General features: G+C 60.2%; 18 protein-coding genes and 4 tRNA genes. 8 read left to right on the plus strand and 14 right to left on the minus strand.

The genetic code is table 11. The features are described from left to right. The first annotated feature begins 2 nt into the window (after nt 1–2). Nucleotides 3–1,742, plus strand: coding sequence for a dipeptidase (locus tag BT204_RS20475; RefSeq protein ID WP_072448116.1), 1,740 nt, complete (start codon nt 3–5; stop codon nt 1,740–1,742). Between the two features lie 182 nt (nt 1,743–1,924). Here BT204_RS20475 and BT204_RS20480 read toward each other — a convergent pair whose 3' ends face one another. Then, nucleotides 1,925–3,586: a M24 family metallopeptidase gene (locus BT204_RS20480; protein WP_072448118.1), complete on the minus strand. Its 1,662-nt coding sequence runs from the start codon at nt 3,584–3,586 to the stop codon at nt 1,925–1,927. Between the two features lie 77 nt (nt 3,587–3,663). Between BT204_RS20480 and BT204_RS20485 the strand changes: the two genes are divergently transcribed. Then, nucleotides 3,664–5,154, plus strand: coding sequence for a MocR-like pyridoxine biosynthesis transcription factor PdxR (locus tag BT204_RS20485; protein ID WP_034127221.1), 1,491 nt, complete (start codon nt 3,664–3,666; stop codon nt 5,152–5,154). Between the two features lie 5 nt (nt 5,155–5,159). Here BT204_RS20485 and gltS read toward each other — a convergent pair whose 3' ends face one another. The 3 genes from gltS to BT204_RS20500 all read right to left on the minus strand — a co-directional run bounded on the left by gltS (nt 5,160) and on the right by BT204_RS20500 (nt 7,949). After that, on the minus strand, nt 5,160–6,371 hold the full coding sequence (gltS, locus tag BT204_RS20490; protein ID WP_034127220.1) for a sodium/glutamate symporter: 1,212 nt from the start codon (nt 6,369–6,371) through the stop codon (nt 5,160–5,162). Nucleotides 6,372–6,535: 164 nt separating this feature from the next. Next, nucleotides 6,536–6,823, minus strand: coding sequence for a hypothetical protein (locus tag BT204_RS20495; protein ID WP_054898856.1), 288 nt, complete (start codon nt 6,821–6,823; stop codon nt 6,536–6,538). A gap of 22 nt (nt 6,824–6,845) precedes the next feature. Then, entirely contained in the window at nt 6,846–7,949 is a 1,104-nt protein-coding gene (locus BT204_RS20500; protein WP_054920044.1) for a polyamine ABC transporter substrate-binding protein, read from the minus strand. A 137-nt stretch (nt 7,950–8,086) separates the two neighbouring features. On the opposite strand from BT204_RS20500, the gene BT204_RS20505 reads away from it, so the two are divergent. Beyond that, a complete protein-coding gene (locus BT204_RS20505; RefSeq protein ID WP_072448120.1) occupies nt 8,087–8,878 on the plus strand; it encodes a helix-turn-helix transcriptional regulator in 792 nt (263 codons plus the stop codon). Between the two features lie 78 nt (nt 8,879–8,956). Here the strand turns inward: BT204_RS20505 and BT204_RS20510 are convergent. The 4 genes from BT204_RS20510 to BT204_RS20525 all read right to left on the minus strand — a co-directional run bounded on the left by BT204_RS20510 (nt 8,957) and on the right by BT204_RS20525 (nt 9,371). Continuing rightward, nucleotides 8,957–9,032: transfer RNA gene (locus BT204_RS20510), tRNA-Gly, on the minus strand. Between the two features lie 3 nt (nt 9,033–9,035). Continuing rightward, nucleotides 9,036–9,111 (minus strand) — tRNA-Glu (locus BT204_RS20515). Between the two features lie 105 nt (nt 9,112–9,216). After that, nucleotides 9,217–9,292: transfer RNA gene (locus BT204_RS20520), tRNA-Gly, on the minus strand. A gap of 3 nt (nt 9,293–9,295) precedes the next feature. Beyond that, nucleotides 9,296–9,371 (minus strand) — tRNA-Glu (locus BT204_RS20525). A 359-nt stretch (nt 9,372–9,730) separates the two neighbouring features. Between BT204_RS20525 and BT204_RS20530 the strand changes: the two genes are divergently transcribed. Together BT204_RS20530 and BT204_RS20535 are read left to right on the plus strand one after the other, a co-directional pair. Next, nucleotides 9,731–10,501 (plus strand): hypothetical protein, encoded by a 771-nt coding sequence (locus tag BT204_RS20530; protein WP_034127216.1) that lies wholly within the window; start codon nt 9,731–9,733, stop codon nt 10,499–10,501. A gap of 292 nt (nt 10,502–10,793) precedes the next feature. After that, nucleotides 10,794–11,606: an alpha/beta fold hydrolase gene (locus BT204_RS20535; protein WP_034127215.1), complete on the plus strand. Its 813-nt coding sequence runs from the start codon at nt 10,794–10,796 to the stop codon at nt 11,604–11,606. Nucleotides 11,607–11,642: 36 nt separating this feature from the next. Here the strand turns inward: BT204_RS20535 and BT204_RS20540 are convergent, their stop codons facing one another. The 3 genes from BT204_RS20540 to BT204_RS20550 all read right to left on the minus strand — a co-directional run bounded on the left by BT204_RS20540 (nt 11,643) and on the right by BT204_RS20550 (nt 16,098). After that, nucleotides 11,643–13,610, minus strand: coding sequence for a methyl-accepting chemotaxis protein (locus BT204_RS20540; protein ID WP_034127214.1), 1,968 nt, complete (start codon nt 13,608–13,610; stop codon nt 11,643–11,645). Between the two features lie 113 nt (nt 13,611–13,723). Continuing rightward, nucleotides 13,724–15,136 (minus strand): aminotransferase-like domain-containing protein, encoded by a 1,413-nt coding sequence (locus tag BT204_RS20545; RefSeq protein ID WP_034127213.1) that lies wholly within the window; start codon nt 15,134–15,136, stop codon nt 13,724–13,726. Between the two features lie 200 nt (nt 15,137–15,336). After that, entirely contained in the window at nt 15,337–16,098 is a 762-nt protein-coding gene (locus BT204_RS20550) for an SDR family oxidoreductase (protein WP_003190072.1), read from the minus strand. A 228-nt stretch (nt 16,099–16,326) separates the two neighbouring features. Here BT204_RS20550 and BT204_RS20555 point away from each other — a divergent pair, with 228 nt between their 5' ends. Further along, nucleotides 16,327–17,334, plus strand: a complete 1,008-nt coding sequence (locus tag BT204_RS20555; protein WP_072448122.1) for an NADP-dependent oxidoreductase — start codon at nt 16,327–16,329, stop codon at nt 17,332–17,334. 122 nt (nt 17,335–17,456) lie between these two features. Here BT204_RS20555 and pyrF read toward each other — a convergent pair whose 3' ends face one another. Continuing rightward, entirely contained in the window at nt 17,457–18,155 is a 699-nt protein-coding gene (gene pyrF / locus BT204_RS20565) for an orotidine-5'-phosphate decarboxylase (RefSeq protein WP_003190068.1), read from the minus strand. Between the two features lie 259 nt (nt 18,156–18,414). On the opposite strand from pyrF, the gene BT204_RS20570 reads away from it, so the two are divergent. Both BT204_RS20570 and BT204_RS20575 read left to right on the plus strand, forming a co-directional pair. Continuing rightward, nucleotides 18,415–19,179 (plus strand): response regulator, encoded by a 765-nt coding sequence (locus BT204_RS20570; protein WP_034127268.1) that lies wholly within the window; start codon nt 18,415–18,417, stop codon nt 19,177–19,179. Further along, nucleotides 19,179–20,210, plus strand: coding sequence for a sensor histidine kinase (locus BT204_RS20575; protein WP_060772675.1), 1,032 nt, complete (start codon nt 19,179–19,181; stop codon nt 20,208–20,210). Before BT204_RS20570 ends, BT204_RS20575 begins: the two co-directional genes overlap by 1 nt. Before the next feature lie 92 nt (nt 20,211–20,302). Here the strand turns inward: BT204_RS20575 and BT204_RS20580 are convergent, their stop codons facing one another. Further along, nucleotides 20,303–21,367 carry an AI-2E family transporter gene (locus BT204_RS20580; protein ID WP_003190063.1) on the minus strand — a complete coding sequence of 355 codons (1,065 nt, stop codon included), beginning with the start codon at nt 21,365–21,367 and terminating at the stop codon, nt 20,303–20,305. Nucleotides 21,368–21,439: 72 nt separating this feature from the next. Continuing rightward, nucleotides 21,440–22,258: a DUF4892 domain-containing protein gene (locus BT204_RS20585; RefSeq protein WP_054920057.1), complete on the minus strand. Its 819-nt coding sequence runs from the start codon at nt 22,256–22,258 to the stop codon at nt 21,440–21,442. Nucleotides 22,259–22,310: the final 52 nt, after the last annotated feature.

Below are 22,310 nucleotides of genomic sequence, written 5' to 3' on the forward strand. Positions count from 1 at the left end.
CCATGCACTTTCCACTTAAGCAATTGGCGGTTGCCACCCTGTTCGCCGCCAGCCTTTCGGCCGTCGCCACGCCCGCATTCGCCAACATCAGCGCGGACCAGAGCACGGCAATCCTGAAGCAGTTCAACGAGACCTCGGTTACCGATTTCCGCGGTTTCCTCGGCACTCTGGCCCAGGGCGAGCTGGGCAAAGCGGCCGACACCGGCCCGGCTATCAGCGCGTTTGTGGGCAACAAACCCCTGAGCGCCGAGCAACAGAACGAGATCAATCGCCTGCTGGGCATTTACACCCGCGTTAAATATGGCAAAGCCGCGCTCGAAACCTTGCGTGAACTGGTGGAAATCCCGACGTTCAACGTAGACGGTCTGCCACAGTACAAAAACCCGGAATTCCTCAAGATTGCCGCAAAGATCGAGGCCCTGGCCAAGTCCTTCAACCTGAACTTCCGTAACGTCGACAACCGCGTGTACGAAATTTCCCTGGAAGGCAGCGGTGATGAAGTCGTGGGTGTGCACGCCCATGCCGATGTGGTGCCCGTTACCCCGGAAAACTGGGTGCTGCAAGACGGTACCAAACTCGACCCGTTCAAGGTCACGCTGATTGGCGACCGCATGTATGGCCGCGGTACCGAGGATGACAAGAACGGCATCGTGGTGGCGATGTACGCCATGAAAGTGATCAAGGAAGAAAAACTGCCACTGGCGCGCACGTTCAAACTGCTGGTAGACACCACTGAAGAAACCGCCGGTGATGCCATTCCTTACTACTTCGAACGCAACCCCGTGCCGCAATACAACCTGGCGCTGGATGGCGGTTACCCGGTGGTGATCGCCGAAAAAGGCTCGGGTACCGTGATGGCCACCTTCCCGGTGCGCAAGGGCGAAGGCAAAGGCGCAGAAATCATCGCGATGACCGGCGGCAAGGCGAACAACCAGATTCCATCGGCCTCGGTGGCCACGCTGGTCAGCGACACCCCCGCCGAACTGGCCGCCAGCCTGCAACAGGCCGGTGCCGACTATGCCAAGCGCAACGGTGGCGACTTCCAAGTGACGGCCAAGGTCGATGGCAAGGATGTCAAACTCACGGTTACCGGCGTATCCGCTCACTCTTCCGAGCCTGAAACCGGGGTCAACCCGGTGGCGCGCATGCTGGACCTGATCCACAGCCTCGACGGCAAGGTCGCCCTCCAGCACAACCACATCACCGATGCCGCGCGCTATGCCGCCGACAACTGGGGCCTGGATTACCTGGGCGGCAAATTGGGTGTGGGCTACGCGGATGATTTCATGGGGCCGTTGACCACCTCGCTGACGTTTGTGGGGCAGGATGACAAAGCCTTCAAACTGGCCGTGAACCTGCGCGCACCGAAAGGTAAAACCCCGGAGGCGCTCAAGGCGCAAATCGAGCAGAAGCTGAACGCCTGGGACAAGAACGCCAAGGTCAACGTGAGCTTCACTTACTCGCTGGACACGCCGATGTACCGCAACCCTGAAGGCGAATGGGTAAAAGCCTTGCTGGCAGTGGCCACTGAAAACCTGGGCATGGCGCACAAATTCGGCACCTCGGCCGGCGCAACCTCGGTGCACGACCTGCCCAACGGCGTGCAATTCGGCCTGGCCCGCCCGGAAGAGAAGTACACCGGGCACACCGACAGCGAATTCAAGACCGTCGACCAGTTCCTGCTGGACCTGCAGATCGTCACTGAAATGATGGGCCGCGTCGGGCAGTTGCCGAAGCTCTGACCCATCTGGTACCCAAGCGAGGCTGCGAAGGCAGCGGCACAGGCACCCTCTTCAGCGCCTGAACCACCGCTTTCGCAGCCTCGCTAAAGCTCGACAGCTCCCACAGGGGATCGGCGGTGTGGGTGAGATCTCGCTTTGCAGGGCCATCGCGTCAAACACGACTCGGCAACAATGACAGCTCTTCAGCCTTGCAACATCAGCATGTCTTCAAAGAACCCCCCCACCGGCTCAGTGGGATGGCACAGCTGGATCTCCAATACCCAGGCCATTTCACTCGGTGGGATCTCCAGGTCAGCCAACTCCTTGCTTTCGAACAATGCATGGGGAAAATCCGCAAGGCGGTGCCCCGCCAGGTTGCGCGCCAGCCTCCAGCCCTTTGACGCAGCGCTCTGCTCGGCGAAGTCGTAGAGCTCACGCCCGGTCAGACCACGCAGCCACGCCTGGCGTGTTTCATCGAAGACTTCATGCAAGGCCGTCGTACAGGCCTGGTGCAACGGCCCATCGCCAAACACAAACGTATCGCCATAGTCGCCTTCGTAGCCATCCCACACCGGGCCAAGATCGACCACGGCAATGTCATTAGCGCGCAGCCTGCGCTGACGATCAATACCCTCGCGCGGTGGGCGCACAGTGTCGGCGCCAAAACGAATGTAGGTCGGATGCCAAGTGTGCGAAGCGCCCATGGCCTGCAGTTGCCTCGCGGCCATCTCAAGGGCCTCGCCGGTGGTCATGCCGACTTTCAACTGGCTGGCAATCGCCGCCAGGGCACGTATGGATTTTTCCCGCGCCGCCAGCATGCCGTCCAAGGAATAACGCGGGCCGACTTTCTCCCACACCGGGTCAAACGATAGGGAGGCTGCTCCAGCACTCGACCGACCACTGGCGACAAACGCCTCCGCGATAAACCGGTGGCTGGGCAACCCCGCTTCAAGGCAGTGGATGCGTACCTGGCCGAGCATTGCACCGTTGCCGCACGCATAGACCTGGGCCTGTTTCCACTGATGCCCATGACTCATTGCAACCTCCTGAACCCTGCCCTCGGAGGACCGCACGGGATGCCAGCGAAAACGGGGATGCTCAAGCATCAGGTGGTCGAGGAAAGCGCTGTCATAAAAGTCCGCCGATTGCGCGCCGCCCCAATACAACGTCACGTCGACATCGCGCTTGAGCGCGGTCAGCAAGATAGGCTTGATGCCCGCGTAACCAGTACCCGTAGCGAATAGCACCACGGGCGCCGCCACATCGTCCTGCCAGGTACAGGCACCAAACGGCCCTTCCACGTGCAGACGCTCACCCTCGGCGAGACCCCCCAGGATACCCTCGGAAAAATACCCGCCACTCACCCGGCGAATCTGGAAGACCAAGCGCCCATCGTCCTCATCGGGCAGGTTGGCAATCGAGAAGCAGCGCGCGTCACCGTCCGCCAGGTGGAACTTGAGGTATTGGCCAGCCCGCACCGCCACTGGGGTTTCGGGCATCAATACCAACTCGATCACATCGGGGCCCAGCGCACGCTTGCTGTGAACCTGCGCCGCCACTACCAGCGCGGGCGTATCCAGCGACCAGCCGGGAATATGCAGGCGCATGTCGCCACAGGCGTGGCTCTGGCATAACAACATCTCATTGGCTGCCAAAGGATAAGAAGGCTGCGGCGCACCCGGCGCCAGGCGTTTGGCCCGGTACGCACCTTCGGCGACCACCACCTTGCACGAACCGCAGGCGCCACGGCGGCAGGAGAACGGCACGGCCAGGCCACTGGCGAGCATGGCGTCGAGCAAGAGTTCATCGCCCGCTTCAAAGCTTTTCCCCGAGGGCGACAGTTCGATGACATGACGTTTATTCATAAAGACCTCGGGATAAGTAAGGCTTGATTGTTGCGCTAGACTAGGCCCATTAAAACCTCCAGATTTGGATACTTCAGATGGTCCAGATGCGTAAATGGCGTCCACTGCTCCGGCTTGAAGAAGGTGCAAGCCAGGCGACTTACCGCAAGATCGCCGAAGGCTTGGTCAATGCCATCCTCGAAGGCCGCCTGCCGCCCGGGACGTTACTGCCGGGCACGCGGGAAATGGCACACTTGCTCGACGTCAACCGCAAGACGGTGATCCTGGCCTACGAAGAAGCCATGACCAAGGGCTGGCTGACCAGCGAGCCGCGCCGTGGCACCTTCGTCAATGTAAAGCTGACACTCAAACACCTGCCCAGCGTTACGCAACCGTCATTCGCGCCGCCGTTACTGGAGCAACCGCTGGTACCCTATTTCACCCATAACGCCCAAGTGGTCGCTCTACAGCATCGGCGCGATGCGCTGTTTTTCGACAACGGCACCAGCGACCACCGCCTGCTGCCCCAGGCAGTTCTGCACCGTTACTATCGCCATGCACTGCGCAACAGCTTTGCCTCCAATACCGTGCGCTACGGCAGCGAAGGCACCGGCTATCATTTGCGCTGCGCCCTGGCCGAGATGCTGCGCAACAACCGTGGGCTGACGGTCACTGCCGAAAATATCTGCCTGACCCAGGGCACCCAGATGTCCCTGTTCCTGAGCGCCAGCCTGCTGCTCAAGCCCGGCGACGTGGTCCTGGTGGAACGTCTGAGCTACCCACCGGCATGGGAAATTTTCCGCAAGCTCGGGGCGAAGTTGGTCACGGTCGACATCGATGATGAAGGTTGCCGCACCGACCAGATCGAGCGCTTATGCCGTGAGCACAAGGTGCGCATGATTTACCTCACGCCTCATCACCAATTCCCCACCACTGTGAGCTTGCACGCTGCACGCCGGCAGCACTTGCTGACGTTGGCCGCGCTGCATGACTTCTGCATTATCGAAGAGGACTACGACCACGAATACCATTTCAGTGGCCGCCCTTACCTGCCGCTGGCCAGTGACCGCGCCCAACGCCATGTGCTCTACATCGGCTCGTTGTCCAAGGTGCTGGGCTCGACGTTCCGCTGCAGCTATATCGTGGCGCCCACCTCTGTGATTGAAGCCCTGCAACGCAATGCCGCGCTGATGCTGGGCGATACCGACGCGGTCGCTCAAGCCATGCTGGCAGACCTGATCAATGAGGGGGAGTTGAAGAAGCATTTGCGCCGCGTGTCGAAAGAATATCGGGCGCGCCGTACGGTATTGCAGGATTGCCTGGATCAGGCGTTTGGTGCTCGCATACAAGTGCGCGAGCCCGAGGGTGGTTTGGCGCTATGGGTACGTTTCGAGGAAGAAATAGACGTCGATAAGTTGGCAAGCACTGCACTGGACCACGGCGTTGTGGTGCGCAGTGGTCGTCAGTTTTCCCCCAACGACCAACCGGTAAACGCGCTGCGCCTGGGCTTTGCCTCCCTCGACCGGGACGAAATCCAGCAAGCCACTCAGCGCCTGGCCCGGGCGATGAACGCCATGGGCAGGCGCTGAAAAACTTACCCTGCGGCCCCTAGAAATGGCAGCGCCAGGTACAACTTGATCACCACCGCGTTAGCGATATCGATGAAGAACGCGCCCACCATCGGCACCACCAGAAACGCGATCTGCGAAGGCCCGAAGCGCTGCGTCACCGCCTGCATATTGGCAATCGCCGTAGGCGTGGCGCCTAGCCCGAAGCCGCAATGGCCTGCCGCCAGCACCGCCGCATCGTAGTTGCGGCCCATCACCCGGAACGTCACGAAAATCGCGAACAGCGCCATCAGCAATGCCTGTGCGGCCAGCAGAACGACAATGGGCAAAGCCAGTGCCGCCAAGTCCCAGAGCTTGAGTGACATCAGCGCCATCGCCAGGAACAACGACAAACTGACATTGCCCAGCACCGAGACTTCGCGTTCGAACACCTGATGCCAGCCGAGCATCGACAGCCCATTGCGCAGCACCACACCGACGAACAATACGCACACGAACGTCGGCAGTTCGAAAGCGGTGCCTTGGATGGCGGCATTCAACAAGTTGCCGCCCTGCAGGCTGATCGCCACCAGCGCCAGGGTCTCGATAAACGAAAACGCGGTGATCAGGCGCTCTTCGTTCGGTTGCTCGAACCCCTTGGCCAGGCTCGATTGCGGTTGCCCAATACCTGGAACCTCGACCCGCTTGATCAGAAAACGCGCCACGGGCCCGCCGATCAGTCCACCGAGCACCAGGCCAAAGGTCGCCGAGGCAATCGCTAATTCAGACGCAGACGCCACGCCATACTGCTCACTGAACACCGCGCCCCAAGCCGCACCGGTGCCATGCCCACCGGACAAGGTCACCGAGCCCGCAAGCAGGCCCATCAATGGGTCAAGCCCGAGCGCCGAGGCCAGCGCGATACCCATGGCGTTTTGCACCACCAGCAAGCCCGTTACCACCAGCAGAAACACCGCCAGGATCCGCCCGCCTTTCTTCAGGCTGGCAAAATCGGCGTTCAAACCGATAGTGGCAAAGAACGCCAGCATCAACGGGGTTTGCAATGAAGGATCGAAGCGTACTTCGATATCGGCAAACGCGCGCAACGCCAGGAGCAGCATGGCGACCAACAGGCCACCGGCTACTGGTTCCGGAATGTTGTAGGTACGTAAGAAGCCGATGCGAGCCACAAGCCCGCGCCCCAGCAATAGCACCAGTGAAGCGGCAACGAGGGTTGAATAGAAATCGAGTTGAAGCATCCGGTCAGTTCTCTGAAGTGGACAAGGAGAATGGGTGGCCAGAGTAGAGAGCACAGGGCGAAAAGGTATCGCCCCCACAAAAAACACAGACTTTCCCTACAAGCCTCACAATAATAACCTACAACCGCCTGCACCTCGCCCCTCCAGAGATACGCAGAGTAGACTTACCGACGACGCCTTCGCAGCAGAGGCCAGTTGGAGGCGATCTCCCCCGGCTCAGCGTCACGCCCTGCGATTCGCACCAGGTCTGGAAACTCAAGCAACAGGGCACGATTGCCCCGGCCAATGTGCTCCATCACGGCCAGGGTAATGTTTTCACGCACCATGCCCGTCGAAACGTAATACATGGCCCAGGCTTGCTCTGGCGTACAGAGGCCGATCTGTTCTTCAATCTCTTTGTAGGCCTTGTAGTCGTCCGACTCTAAATAACGCTGATCACGACCCTGGCGCATGCTGTCTCCCTCCCCGACCCCGTCACGTACCGCTTTTGACCTTGGTCCAGACCCGTGTGCGAATGCGCTCCGCCTTCAGCGGCAAGGGCTCAAGCGGAACCAGTGTGGCCATGGTCTTTTTATCGGGATAAATCCAAGGGTTATCCCGCAACTTTTGCTCGACGAACTCAGTGGCATCTTTGTTGGCGTTGGGATAGAGCATGTAGTTGGACGTCTTGGCTATCACCTGCGGCTGCAGCATGTAGTTGATGAACGCCAGAGCGGCCTTTGGGTGGCGAGCATCCTTGAGCAACACCCAGTTTTCAGACCAGACCAAGGCGCCTTCGCGCGGCAGGCTGTAGGCAATCTTGCGGCCGCTGTTGGACTTTTCATTAATCGCCTGAGCGGCCAGCGCACCATTGGCCCAGCCGACGACTGCACAGATATTGCCGTCCGCCAGGTCGGCGTCGATTCTGGACGAGTCGAAATAGAGCACATAGGGACGGATTTTCAACAGCAGCGCCTGGGCCTTCTGGTAATCCTCTGGATCGGTACTGTTACTGGGCAACCCCAGGTAGTGCAAGGCGATCGAAATGATTTCGCTGGGGGAGTCGAGCATGGCTACGCCACAAGACTTGAGCTTGCTGATGTTTTCTTCTTTGAAGATCAGGTCCCAACTATCCACCGGGGCGTCATCGCCCAGCGCCGCCTTGACTTTATCCACGTCGTAGCCAATGCCAGTGGTACCCCAGACATAGGGCACGGCGTAGCGATTGCCTGGGTCATTGACCGCCAGCAGGGAGAGGATGTCAGGGTCGATGTGCGAAAGGTTACTCAACTGCGCGCGATCCAGCGGCTGCAGCACCCCAGCCTTGATCAAGCCGGGTAATACATTGGAGGTGGCCACGACCAGGTCATAGCCGGTGCGCCCAGCCATGACCTTGCTCTGCATGATTTCGGCGCTGTCGAAAGCATCCATATGCAGCTTGATGCCGGTCTCCTGCTGGAATTGCCTGGGCGTCTGCGGTTCAAGAAACCCGAACCAGTTATACAGATACACCGAAGATTCAGCGGCGGCTGCGGGCGTGCTGGTTGCAGCCCCCAGGAGCGAAGCTAAAAAAATAGCTCGCAAGTGTGCTCGACTCATATGACTATCCCTGTCCACACGACACGCCTTCATGGCTATCGTAAGCTCGGGGTGAATATACCGAGCATCAACGAATAGTAAATACCTACAAGTACTTAGCTCTGGCCTGCAAAGCCCTAACCCTAAAGGGGTAGAACATGTCGCTTGACCTTCATAGCCTGGCTTGGCACCGATCGGTTGGAAAACTGATCATGCAGCTCAATCGCCCGGAGTTCTGGAGTTCGTTGATTCGCGTATTGAATGAATATGTGCAGATAGACAATTGGGTGGTGCTGGTTTTTGGCGACCACGCGGTGCGCGTGATCAGCCTGCCCGAAGTAGCAGACAGCGAAGAAATCGACGCCTTTATTCACCGCTATGTGAAAGGCCTGTATCTGCTGGACCCGTTTTATATCGCTGATCGAGAAAACCCACAGAGCGGGTTCTTCCATCTGCTCGATATTGCGCCGGAACACTTCCGGGAAACCGAGTACTACCAACAATATTTCGCGCAATACATCTCGGTCGATGAGGCGCAATACAATGTACGGCTCGATGCTGGCACAACGCTGTGCATGTCGTTTGGCAGCAACCTGCGATTCACCCAGGCGCAGATAACAGTATTGGACCTGATCAAGCCGTGGGTGACGGCATTGATGCATCAACGCATGTTTTTTGAAACTGACCCGACGAAAAACCTCGCCGAGCCGGCCCCATGGGCCGAGGCACTTACTCAGTTGGAAACACAAGTAACGGCACGTGAAAAGGACGTGCTCAAGTTACTCCTCAGTGGGTTCTCCAACAGAGAGATCGCCGGCAAGCTGTCGCTGTCGACAGAAACCATCAAGGTCCACCGCCGCAACATCTACAGCAAGCTGAATATCAAATCTCAGTCCGAACTGTTTGCGCGTTTTTTCATGCCACGGCAAGAGATCCCTTCGACGCTTTGAACGGGGTGGTGCGCTGGCGAAGTAAATTGCGCACAAACAAAAACGCCGATCATCACTGATCGGCGTTTTCGTTAAATATGGAGCGGGAAACGAGACTCGAACTCGCGACCCCGACCTTGGCAAGGTCGTGCTCTACCAACTGAGCTATTCCCGCAAATGGCGTCCCCTAGGGGACTCGAACCCCTGTTACCGCCGTGAAAGGGCGGTGTCCTAGGCCACTAGACGAAGGGGACACGCTACTGAAACACATGGTGTGTGTTCCAGTGCCCAGAGGCCTTGTCCGAAGACTTGGTCCTGGTTTCACTCAATGCCGCCCGAAGGCCACACTGCTTGTAAATTGGAGCGGGAAACGAGACTCGAACTCGCGACCCCGACCTTGGCAAGGTCGTGCTCTACCAACTGAGCTATTCCCGCATATGGCGTCCCCTAGGGGACTCGAACCCCTGTTACCGCCGTGAAAGGGCGGTGTCCTAGGCCACTAGACGAAGGGGACACACCTACAACATTCACTCCCTACCGCGTTTCGCTGTGTGCTTTACGCTGTAAGTGGCGCGCATTCTATGGATGGATTGAAAGGTCGTCAACCCCCAAGGATAAATTTATTTAAATCAATGACTTCGCCATGGTTTCACGGCCTTCGCGGGCATTGGCACCGTCCGAGCCTTGGCGCCTATATTCTGGCGTTCGACAAGACGCTATAGTTCACCCTGACAAATGATGGCAATGTGCATCCATTCAGGAAGCGCCTACCTATATAGAAGAAATCACCTGGGCAACTGGTCGATCGGTCCTATCCGCCGGATGACCCAGTCACTACACTCCACAGCACACCCTATTAAAGAGGTCACACCGGTGACACCACTCATGATCACCCTGCTGGTAATAGCCGGGATCGTAATACTGATCGCCATTGGCTACATGAACCACGTGGTGGAAAACAACAAGCTGGAAAAGAAGCGTACCGAGATCGAGCTTAACGATCGGCTGCGTCGCTGCGGTGAAATCACCGAGACCTTCCCCGGCCAACTGATGACCCCAGCGCTCAAGCTGTTGCTGGCTCGCCTGGAACTGAACGTCAACCAGCGCCTGTTGAACCTCAACAAGTCCAGCACACCGCTCAAGGCCCGCATCAACGAACTGAATGCGCTGATCGCCCAAGGCGAATCGATTCCGGTGCCCAACCCACCGGCCCCGATCCAGACCGAAGCCAAGGCCAAGGACGTGCGCTTCCTGCTCGAAGCCCTGCACGGCCAAGTCACCCGCGCCGCACAGGATGGCTTCCTGCCGACCAACGAGGCCAAGCACTGGATCAAGGAAATCCGTCATATCCTGGTGCTGCTGCATATCGAGTTTTTCAACAACCTCGGCCAGCACGCCCTGCTGCAAGGCCAACCCGGCCAGGCACGCCTGGCGTTCGAGCGCGGCGTGCAGTACCTGCGCAAACAACCGGAGCCGGTGCTCTACAGCGCCCAGTTGCAACTGCTGGAGTCCCAACTGGCGCGCGCCAACTCCACAGTGCTGACCAACAGCAAGCCGGCCGAGGACGAAGTCAACGAGCTGACCGAGGGCTTGAAAGTCGTCGATGCCGACGCCGAGTGGAAGAAGAAAGCGATCTACGATTGATGGCAACGCGAACGCAATGCTCATAGCAACGAAGATCAAAGGTGGTGGCTTGCCTGCGAAGACGTCGGCCCAGCAAACATTGATGTTGACTGACACACCGCTTTCGCGAGCAAGCCCGCTCCCACAGTGGGATTGTGGGGTGTCAGGTAGGTGAGCATCGGCTGGCAGGCCTTCATCGCAGGCAAGCCAGCTCCCACAGTGAAATCATCACATGCCATCAATGTGCACCTATCCCCCCGCTCCCGACTAGCGTAAAAAAGTGCCCCTCACTCCGTGAAATTAGAGGCCTGTTATGCCTGTCGCCGTGATTGATGGACAACCGCTGCACTATATCGACCAGGGCGCCGGCCCTGTCGTGCTACTGGGTTCGAGTTACCTGTGGGCCAGCGACATGTGGGCGCCGCAGATTGAAGCGCTGTCGCAGCAATACCGCGTGATCGTCCCCGAGTTGTGGGGCCACGGTGAGTCCGGGCCGTTGCCAGCACCCACCCATTCCCTGGATGACCTCGCCCGCCAGGCCCTGGCGTTGCTGGATCACCTGAGCATCGAGCAAGCCAACCTGGTGGGCCTCTCGGTCGGCGGCATGTGGGGCGCACGCCTGGCATTGCAGGCTCCCGAGCGCATCAACAGCGTAGTGCTGATGGACACCTACCTCGGGGCCGAACCCGAAGCAACGCGCCAGTACTATTTCTCCCTGTTCAAGATGATTGAAGACGCCGGGGCGATCCCGGAACCGTTGCTGGATGTGATCGCACCGATCTTCTTCCGCCCGGGCATCGACCGCGAATCCGCGCTGTACCGGGATTTTCGCCAGTCACTGCAAGACTTCCCCAGAGAACGCTTGTTGGACAGTATCGTGCCGCTGGGCCGCCTGATCTTCAGCCGCGAAGACATCCTGGAGCAATTACCTGGCTTGGACGCCGACACCACCTTGGTGATGTGCGGCGAACAGGACAAACCCCGGCCACCTGCAGAATCCAAGGAAATGGCCGACCAGATTGGTTGCGACCTGATCCTGATCCCCGAGGCTGGGCATATCTCAAGCCGCGAGAACCCCGACTTCGTCAACGAGGCGCTGCTGTCCTTCCTCGCCAACCACGCCTGATCGCCTCGCCCTCAGATCGCAGCGCCTACGCTGCGATCAAAGGCGGAAATGCCCCACCATCCCCTTGAGTTGCGCGCCCAACTGCGCCAACTGGATGCTCGAGGCGGCATTGCCTTGCATGCTCAACGCCGAATGATCGGCACTCGCCCGAATACTGGTGACGCTGCGGTTGATCTCTTCAGCCACCGAGCTTTGCTCCTCGGCGGCGGCGGCGATCTGTTGGTTCATCTGCTGGATCAATGAAACAGCCGCCGCAATGCTGCCCAAGGCCCCTTCGGTTTCCAGCGCATCACTGACCGCCAGTTTCACCAACTCGCCGCTCTGCTGGATCTGCTGCACCGAGGACTGCGCCGCACTGCGCAAGGTGCTGACCAGCCGTTCAATTTCCTCGGTCGATTGCTGGGTGCGCTTGGCCAATGCCCGCACTTCATCGGCCACCACTGCAAAGCCACGCCCCTGCTCACCAGCACGCGCCGCCTCAATCGCAGCGTTCAAAGCCAGCAAGTTGGTCTGTTCGGCCACGCTCTGGATCACGCTCAAGACGGTACCTATATTCTGGATTTGCGCGCTGAGGCTTTCGATACTGGCGCTGGCACTGTTGCTGGATGTGGCCAGCAACTCGATACGCTGCAGACTCATGCGCACCACCTGCTGGCCGCTATCGACCTTGGCATCCGCGGTCTGCGCGGCCTGGGCAGCCTGCTCGGCATTGCGTGCCACATCGTGCACCGTGGCGGTCATCTGGTTCATCGCCGTAGCGACTTGCTCGGTTTCGTCCTTCTGGTTGCTGACTTCGGCAGTGGTTTGCTCGGTGACGCTGGACAATGAATGCGCGGAGCTGGCGAGCTGTTCGATCCCCGCCTGCAACCCGCTGACCATCTGGCTCAAGCTGTTGCCCATCTGCTGCATCGCCTGCATCAGCTGGCCGATTTCATCACGCCGGCTGATCTCCATGCGCCCACTCAGGTCACCCGAGGCGATCTGCTGAGCCACGGCGATCACCGCCCGCAACGGCGCAACAATCAAGCGGGTGATCACCCATGCAGCGATCAAGCCCACCAGCAGCGCCAGGGCAGATGAACCGATGATCAGCAGCGTGCTGTGCTGCAACTGCGTTTGCATGGACTGGTCTTCGGCGGCGTACGCCTGGTTGACTCGATTCACCACTTGCTCGGCGCGGTCATGCAACTGGGTGTAGACCACTTTTTCCTGGGCCAACAGCCCGGTGTATTCGCCGAGCTTGTCACTGAACGACGCGATATGCCCGGAGACTTCATTGAGCACGGTCTGGTAGCCGGGGTCCTTGACCGTGGTTTTGAGTTTCTCGACTTCAGCCAGGGCCTGGTCGGCTTGCTCGATCTTGCCCTGCCCGGCGTCGTCTGCGTCCGCCCTGCGGCTCTGATCCAGGCGCACCCGCGCTTCGTTCATGGCCTGCAACATCAGACGCGACACCTGGCTGACCTGCCCCGCCTGCTCGATAAACTCCGCGCCCTCCTTGCCTTGGCTTTCCTTGAGGCCATAGGCACCGTCGTCCGCCAGCCCGGCTTGCAGCACATCCAGGTTATTGGCCACGCTGGACACCGACCAACTGGCCATTTCCAGGGCGAGGTCCTTGGTCTGGGTCAACTCGACGAACTCATCGAATGCCTGGCGATAGGCGACCAAGGCTTGCTCAACGTCACCCATCACTCGCTCGTTGCTGGCAGACCGAGCCTTGAGACGCGTGGCCTGGGCCAGCAGCGCATCGACACTGGCATGCAGGGCATCAACGGCCTTGGGGTCGGCGTGCAACGCATAGTCCTGCTCGATCAAGCGCACCTTGAGCAGGTCGCTGTTGAGCGTGGACATCGACGTAAGGCCTTCGAAGCGCTGGCCGATGGTCTGCAGGGACCACACACCGATAGCCGCTACCAAGGCCGTCAGCAGCAGTACCAGGGTAAACCCCAAGCCGAGTTTTTTTGCCATACCGAGGTTGGCGAAACGTCGTTGCACGCCCGAAATCATTGCACTTGATCCTCTTGCAATGGCAAATGCCATAAGCCAGGTTTACAAGCAGCGAGATTCGCAACCCCGAGGCACTGAGCACAAGCCGCTGGCGCCGGAATAATGGCAAAAAGCTACATGCGCGTCGTTTTCAGAATGGTCGAGGTCGATCTTGCCGCGCCCATGGCTCGGAACAGCGTCAATGCGCGTTGATCAGCCGCGTAGGCCACATTGATGCGTAACCATTCGCTGCGCTCACCCGTGGGGCTGAACAATGCGCCGGGCGACAGCAACACACCCAGCCGCTGGGCGCAGGCTTGCAATCGCGAGGGGTCGGCCAAGCCTGGTCGTGCCCACAGGAACATCCCGCCCGCGGGTGCGGCAAATACCTGCCACTCTTCATCCTCCAGTACCTGCAACGTGGCGGCCATCTGCGCATTCAAGCGCTTGCGCAGGCGCTGCACCCACTTACGGTAAGTGCCGTTACTCAGCAACGTCGCCACCATGGCTTCGGCAAACCGTGAAGTGCCGATGCCTGTCAGGGTCTTGAGCTGGGCCAATTGCGTAATGATCGCAGCACTGGCACACAGGTAACCCACGCGCAGGGCGCTGCTCAGGGTCTTGGAAAAGCTCGACACATAGATCACCCGATCATCATGGGCCAGCGCTGACAAGCGCGTGCAACTGGCATGCTGCAGGTCGCCGTACACATCCTCTTCGATAATCAGGAAGTCGAGTTCGCGGGCCAGCTCCAACAACCGCTCCGCCACCGGACGGCACAGGCTGGTGCCGGTGGGGTTGTGATACAGGCTGTTGATGAACAGGCACTTGGGCCGATGGGTTTGCAGCAGCGCTTCCAATGCCGGGATATCCGGGCCGCCATGGGCACGTGGCACTTGCAGCAGCGTGACCCCTCGAAAGGCGAGTTGGCGGTAGAGATTGCCATACCCGGGTGTTTCGACCACCACCTCATCACCGGGCTTGAGCAACGTGCGTATCAGCAGGTCCTGGGCATGGCTGGCGCCATGGGTGGTCAGGATACAGTCCAGGCTGGCGGGCACGTGAATCTGCGTCAGGCGCTTGAGCAGTTGTTCGCGCAACGCCGGCAGCCCCAAGGGTGTGCTGTAGTTGAACAGGCCACCAGTGTCGGTGCGGCTCAGTTCACGGATCGCGTAGCTGATGTCATCGCTTTCGCGCCAAGTGTCGGGTAACCAACCGCAGCCCAACTTTAGCTCGCCCAGCGGGCTATCGGTAAATGCACCCCAGCCTTGTTCCGCACCTTCATACCAATGGTTTTCGTGGGCCGTGGCGGGATGCGCCACCACGAACCCCGAACCCTGCCTGGGAGCCAGCAGCCCCTGGGCCACCAAGCGCTCGAATGCCTCGATCACGCTGGACTGGCTCAGCAGGTTATCGAGGGCCAATTGGCGAATGGACGGCAAGCGTGTGCCAGGGCTCACCCCCTCCTTGCGAATCCATTCTGCCACCGCGCCGACGATCTGCTGAACAACCGGTACCAGGGCTTGTCGATCGATCCCTAAATCCATGAGCCACTCACTTAAACTGTCTGTTAACCCAAAGCAGTTAAGCACAGAAGCCTGGTAAAACCGGTCGCCAACTTTTATTAAAGTATTGATTTTATTGGGTTATTTACCTAGTGAAACATATTCGTGCAGAGCCCACTGCCCGCCATGGAAACGCCCCACAGCACCTGGCTCTGTTTTCGAATGCCACGCGACCTGCCGTCCTAGATCGCCGTCGCGCCGCCGTCCACCGCGAGGGCCTGACCGGTGGTAAATGCTGCGCCATCACTGCACAGGTACAACACGGCGCTGGCGATTTCCTCAACCTTGCCAATGCGTCCGACCGGGTGCATGGCGGCGGCAAACTCAGCCTTGCGTGGGTCGGCCTCATAGGCGCGACGAAACATGTCGGTATCAATCACGGCCGGGCAGACGGCATTCACGCGAATTTTCTTCTTCGCGTACTCGATGGCCGCCGATTTGGTCAGGCCAATCACCGCATGCTTGGACGCCGCATAGATGCTCATCTTCGGTGCCGCCCCCAGCCCCGCCACCGATGCGGTGTTAACGATGGCCCCGCCGCCCTGGGCCAACAGCAACGGCAACTGATACTTCATGCACAGCCACACGCCTTTGACGTTAACCCCCATGATCGCATCGAATTCATCAAGACTGCCGTCAGCCAGTTTGCCCTTTTCGATTTCGATGCCGGCGTTGTTGAAGGCGTAGTCCAGGCGCCCATAGGTGGCGACGGTTTGTGCCATCAATTGCTGCACGTCCGTGTCGAGCGTGACGTTGCAGCGCACAAATATCCCTTCGCCACCGGCCTGGTGGATCAGTGCCACAGTGCCCTCGCCTCCTGCCACATCAAGGTCCGCGACCACCACCTTCAAGCCTTCGGCGGCGAATGCCAGCGCGGTGGCGCGGCCAATACCAGCAGCGGCGCCGGTCACCAAGGCGACCTGGCCGGAAAACGTCATGCTCATGGGAACTGTCCTGTGGGGTTAGTAGCGGTGGAGCGAGTCTAGCCAACGCCGGGAGCCGTGCGTCAGCACTATCAGAAGGCCGGTTGGCGCTGCATGAATCGCAGTGATAAAGCCGCCTGCCTGACTATCAGCGAGGCCTATTGCCGGGCATTCGCCGGCTCCGCACACCCTTGCCCTTCTGCCACTGAGGGTCTATCACTCATGTTCCATTTCTAAAGAGTCCTTGCCATGACCGCCCAGACCAACCGCCAATTTCTGCTCGCCAAACGCCCGGTCGGTGCCGCCACGCGAGAGACCTTCACTTACCAGGAAGTGCCAGTGGGCGAACCCCAGGACGGCCAAGTGCTGGTGCGCAATGAATACCTGTCCCTCGACCCGGCCATGCGTGGCTGGATGAATGAAGGCAAGTCCTACATCCCACCAGTAGGCATCGGCGAAGTGATGCGCGCCTTGGGTGTAGGCAAGGTGATTGCTTCGAAGCATCCGAACTTCGCGGTGGGGGACTACGTGAACGGTGCACTGGGCGTGCAGGATTACTTCCTCGGCGAGCCCCGTGGTTTCTATAAGGTGGACCCCAAGCTGGCACCCCTGCCCCGCTACCTGTCCGCCCTGGGCATGACCGGCATGACGGCGTACTTTGCCCTGCTGGAAACCGGCGCACCGAAAACCGGTGACACCGTGGTGATCTCCGGTGCTGCCGGTGCCGTGGGCAGCATCGCCGGGCAGATCGCCAAACTCAAAGGCTGTCGCGTGGTGGGGATCGCCGGTGGCGCCGAAAAGTGCAAGTTCCTGGTGGATGAGCTGGGCTTCGACGCAGCCATCGACTACAAAAGTGAAGACGTGCCCGCCGCCCTCAAGCGCGAGTGCCCCAAAGGCGTGGACGTGTATTTCGATAACGTCGGCGGCGATATTCTCGACGCCGTGCTCAGCCGCCTGGCGCTCAAAGCCCGCGTAGTGATTTGCGGCGCAATCAGCCAATACAACAACAAGGAAGCGGTCAAAGGCCCGGCCAACTACCTGTCATTGCTGGTCAATCGTGCGCGCATGGAAGGCTTTGTGGTGATGGACCACGCGGCGAACTTCGCGGCGGCGGGCCAGGAAATGGCCGGTTGGATGGCCCAGGGCAAGCTCAAGAGCAAGGAAGATATTGTCGAAGGGCTGGAGACATTCCCGGAAACGCTGATGAAGCTGTTCAATGGCGAGAACTTCGGGAAGTTGGTGCTCAAAGTCAGCTGACACACCACAAAAACAGATGTGGGAGCTGGCTTGCCTGCGATGCAAGCAACTCGGTCTCTAAGTGATACCGAGTTGATACTATCGCAGGCAAGCCAGCTCCCACATTTTTGCCGCTCTAAAAATCAGGCGATCTCGGCGACGACCGCTGCCAACGCCTTGGCAGGATCCGCCGCCTGGCTGATCGGACGGCCAATCACCAGATAGTCAGAGCCTGCATCCAGGGCCTGGCGTGGGGTCAGGATGCGGCGTTGGTCATCCTGGGCGCTGCCGGTGGGACGGATACCCGGTGTCACCAGTTGCAGCGAAGGGTGAGCGTTCTTCAGGGCCTGGGCTTCGAGGGCTGAGCACACCAGGCCGTCGAGGCCGGCCTTCTGCGCCAGGGCTGCCAGGCGCAACACCTGAACCTGCGGCTCGATATCCAGGCCAATGCCCGCCAGGTCCTCGCGCTCCATGCTGGTGAGCACGGTTACACCGATCAACAACGGTTTTGGGCCGCTGCGCTGTTCCAGCACTTCGCGGCAGGCGCTCATCATGCGCAGGCCACCGGAGCAGTGCACATTGACCATCCACACGCCCATCTCGGCCGCGGCTTTGACGGCCATCGCCGTGGTGTTGGGGATGTCATGGAATTTCAGGTCCAGGAACACTTCGAAGCCTTTGTCACGCAGGGTGCCGACGATTTCCGCCGCGCAACTGGTGAACAGTTCCTTGCCGACCTTGACCCGGCAAAGCTTGGGGTCCAACTGGTCAGCCAGCTTCAGTGCGGCGTCACGGGTGGGGTAATCCAGGGCGACGATGATAGGAGTCTGGCAGACGGACATTGGAATGGGCTCTCAGGCAAGTCGAAATCGGCGCGGATTGTAGCGCAAGCAGCGCCGTTGCGGGATCCGATGATCGGTAAATACCGATCAAGCGCCCAATAGAGGCGATCCAGGGCGATTGTTTCAGCGCCGATACATTCACGACACGCCCTCAATACTCCGTCCGGCTAGCCTCGCACACATGACCGCCCGCCCAGCACTTCCAGCCCTGGAACTGGGCGCCTATGCTGACAGCCACAACCAGGCAGATGACCTCGCTATGCATACCCCTTGCGACCCTGTAAACGAAGCGCCAAAAGACGCGGTGATCGCCGAAGACAAGCGCTGGAACACCCGCGCGCTGATTGTCGACGACGACGTACCGATCCGCGAACTGCTGATCGACTACCTGGCACGCTTCAATATTCTCGCCTCAGGCGTCACCGACGGCACCGCCATGCGCCAAGCCATGCAAGCGGAGACCTTCGATGTGGTGGTGCTCGACCTGATGCTGCCGGGCGAAGACGGGCTGACATTGTGCCGCTGGCTGCGCGCCGAGTCGGACATTCCGATCCTGATGCTCACCGCCCGCTGCGAACCCACCGACCGCATCATCGGCCTGGAACTGGGGGCAGACGACTATATGTCCAAGCCGTTCGAACCCCGGGAACTGGTCGCGCGTATCCAGACAATCCTGCGCCGGGTGCGTGATGACCGCACCGAACAGCGGGCCAATATCCGTTTCGACAATTGGCGCCTGAACAGCGTGCTGCGCCAGTTGGTGGCCGATGATGGCCTGGTGGTGCCGCTGTCCAACGCCGAGTTTCGTTTGTTGTGGGTGTTCATCGAACGCCCACGCCGTGTGCTGAGCCGCGAACAGCTGTTGGACGCGGCCCGTGGGCGCTCTATCGAGGCCTTTGATCGCAGCATCGACTTGCTGGTGTCGCGCCTGCGTCAGAAACTGGGGGATGACCCCAAGGCTCCGCAACTGATCAAGACCGTACGCGGCGAAGGCTACCTGTTCGACGCCCGGGATATCGGTTGATGCGTGCGCCCTTCAATACGCTGTTCGGGCGACTGTTCGGCCTGTTGCTGGTGGCGATTGTGCTGGCCCACGTGCTGGCGTTCTTCTGGTTCCACCACTACGGCCCACCGCCACCGCCCCGCGCGGCGTTCGTCGAACAACCGGACGGCAGTCTCACGCCCTTGCGCAAGGCGCCTCGCCCCTGGTTTGGCGGCCCGGTGGTACCCCTGACATTTCAATTTATCTCGCTGATCATCGCCGCCTGGTACGGCGCCAAACTGCTGAGCCGGCCGATCCAGCGCCTGAGCGCGGCGGCCGAGCGCATGAGCGTCGACCTCGACAGCCCGCCCCTGGAGGAATCCGGCCCTCGCGAAGCGCGCCAGGCGGCCTCGACCTTCAACCTGATGCAAAAGCGCATCCGCGAACAAGTCAGCCAGCGCGCCCGCATGCTCGGCGCGGTCTCCCATGACCTGCGCACCCCCCTCTCGCGCCTCAAGCTGCGCCTGGAACAGATCGAAGACCCCAAGTTGCAAGGTCAGATGCGCCAAGACCTGGACGACATGATCGGCATGCTGGATGCCACCTTGAGCTACCTGCACGAACAGCGCACCAGCGAGACACGGCATTGGCTCGACGTACAGGCATTGGTGGAATCCCTGAGTGAAAACGCTCAGGACCAAGGCCGCGACGTGAAATTCTCCGGCACCTGTACACCGTTGCAGGTACAGCCGATGGCGCTGCGCTCATGCCTGAACAATTTGATCGACAACGCCCTGCGCTATGCCGGCACCGCCCGGGTAGAACTGGCTGACAGCCGTGGCGCCCTGGTGATACGGGTGATCGACCACGGCCCGGGAATCGCCGCCGATAAGCGCGAAGCGGTGTTCGAGCCGTTCTTTCGCCTGGAGGGTTCGCGCAACCGCAATTCCGGAGGGGTCGGTTTGGGGATGACCATTGCCAGGGAGGCCGTCGAGCGACTCGGCGGCCACCTGAGCCTGGAAGATACACCGGGCGGTGGGTTGACGGCGGTGATGTGGTTGCCGAGGGTTTAAGAAGGCAGTCGCACGACCTGCACCTGTGGGAGGCCAAAAATGTAGGAGCGAGCTTGCTCGCTCCTACAGAAGGCCAGTTATGTAGTCACCGATCAGTTACACGGTTTGTCTTCACGACGCACTTGCGCCTGGCTCGCGCTCCAGTCTGTCAACAGGCTGTAGGCCACCGCCAGCAACGTCGGGCCAATAAACAGGCCGATAAACCCGAATGCTATCAACCCACCAAACACACCCAACAGCACAATCACCAACGGCAGGTTGCCGCCACGGCTGATCAGGTACGGCTTGAGCACGTTATCCACGCCGCTGATCACGAACGTGCCCCATACGCCCAGAAATACAGCGTAGGTGTAGTCGCCCTTCCAAGCCAGCCACGCCGTAGCCGGAATCCACACCAGCGGCGGCCCCATGGGAATAAGGCTGAGCAGGAAAGTCACGATACCCAGCACCAGCGCGCCCGGTACGCCAGCGATCAGAAAGCCGATCAGGGCCAGCAGCGCCTGGGCCGCAGCGGTGCCGATCACACCATTGACCACCCGCTGCACCGTGCCGGCCACCAGTTCGATGTAATAGCCAGCGCGCTCGCCAATCAGGCGCTCCAACAGGCGATGCACAAACATCGCCAAGCGCGGCCCGTCACGGTAGAAAAAGAATACGAAGACCAGGCTCAGGGTCAGCTCAAGAATGCCGCCGCCAATTTGCGCACTGCGCGCCAACAACCAATTGCCGACCTGGCCCAGGTACGGCTTGATGCTCACCATCAGCGCCGCGCCTTGTTGATCAATGCTGTCCCAGGTCGCCACCAGGCGCTCACCTACGAAGGGGATCGACCCCAACCAGGTCGGCGCCTCGGGCAAGCCGTCGACCTGGATGTCCTTGATGAGCGCCACCGCATCACGCACATGGTCAGCCAGGTTGAACCCCAGCCATACCAATGGCACCGCCACCAGCAACATCCACCCCAACGTCAGGATGCCAGCGGCCAGGGATTCTCGGCCGCCGAGCCAACGGGTGAGCAAACGCATCAGCGGCCAGCTGGCAAATGCCAGCACCGCGCCCCAGAACAGCGCCGACCAGAACGGCGCCATGACCCAGAAGCTGGCACCAAACAGCACCAGCAGCAGGATTTGCACCAGCAGGCGATCGTTATTGAGCATCGGGTATCTCGAAAAGAAGGCTGTAGGAAGAGAGCTTAGGCGAACGGCACGGGTCCGTTCGCCCTGTGGTGCTTAGCGTATCAGATGCAGATGCAGCCCTTGGGTTTCACCGGTGCCGGTTTCCAGACGGGCGGTGCGCACGCCCTTCTCCACCAGCGCCTGGCGCCAGGCCTCGGCCTGCGGCCCGCTCAGGCTCACGCGCAGGGTGGTGTCGAGGTTCAAGGCTCGGGATATCAAGGTCAGCCAGGTGTCGTCAGGCTCGGCGCCCAGCGCGGGAAAATCCAGCTCGCCGGTACTTTTGAGTTCCCGCAGCAGGGTCGCCGAGGTGGGCAGCAGCTCGCCCAAGGGCGCGCTGGCGTCGAGTTGCTCCACATGCAGGTAGGCGCGGCGGTTACCACGTGTGATCCCGTACAGCGCGACCAGGGAATTGTCCTGCGGGGCGGCCAGGCGTAGCAGCAGGTATTCCTGTTGGCCGTCGGCGCCCACCAGCTTGGCGTTGCCAAACACTTCGTTGGCCCACAGGCTGCTTTCGCCACAATCGCGGGCCTTGCACCAGAACAACAACTGCGCACCCTTGGCCTGCAAAGCTTCGCGCGTTGCGGTAAAGGCGGCGCTGGAGCTGTGTTCGGCGGGCAATTCATAGGTGATTGCAGTGGCTGGGCCGCGTGCGATGGCCTGGCCTTCATAACGCAACTGGCCGCTGATCTTGCGGATCGCGCCCATGGGGTAAATGCGTTCCTTGTCTTCAGCGGGGCGGTAATCGACGATTTGCGCATCAACCTGACGGGCTACCGCCGGTAGATCCTGGCTGCCGGGCAGATCGGCGGCAAATACCAGGGGGCTGAAACAACAAAGGCCCAGGGCACGGATACATCCTTTACCCAGGCTCATCGGATCAGTGAGCCCTGGCCAATGTTGGTCACAGCGATATCGAGTGTGTTCA

Source organism: Pseudomonas sp. NFPP02 (genome assembly GCF_900119355.1).
Taxonomy (GTDB): domain Bacteria; phylum Pseudomonadota; class Gammaproteobacteria; order Pseudomonadales; family Pseudomonadaceae; genus Aquipseudomonas; species Aquipseudomonas paracarnis.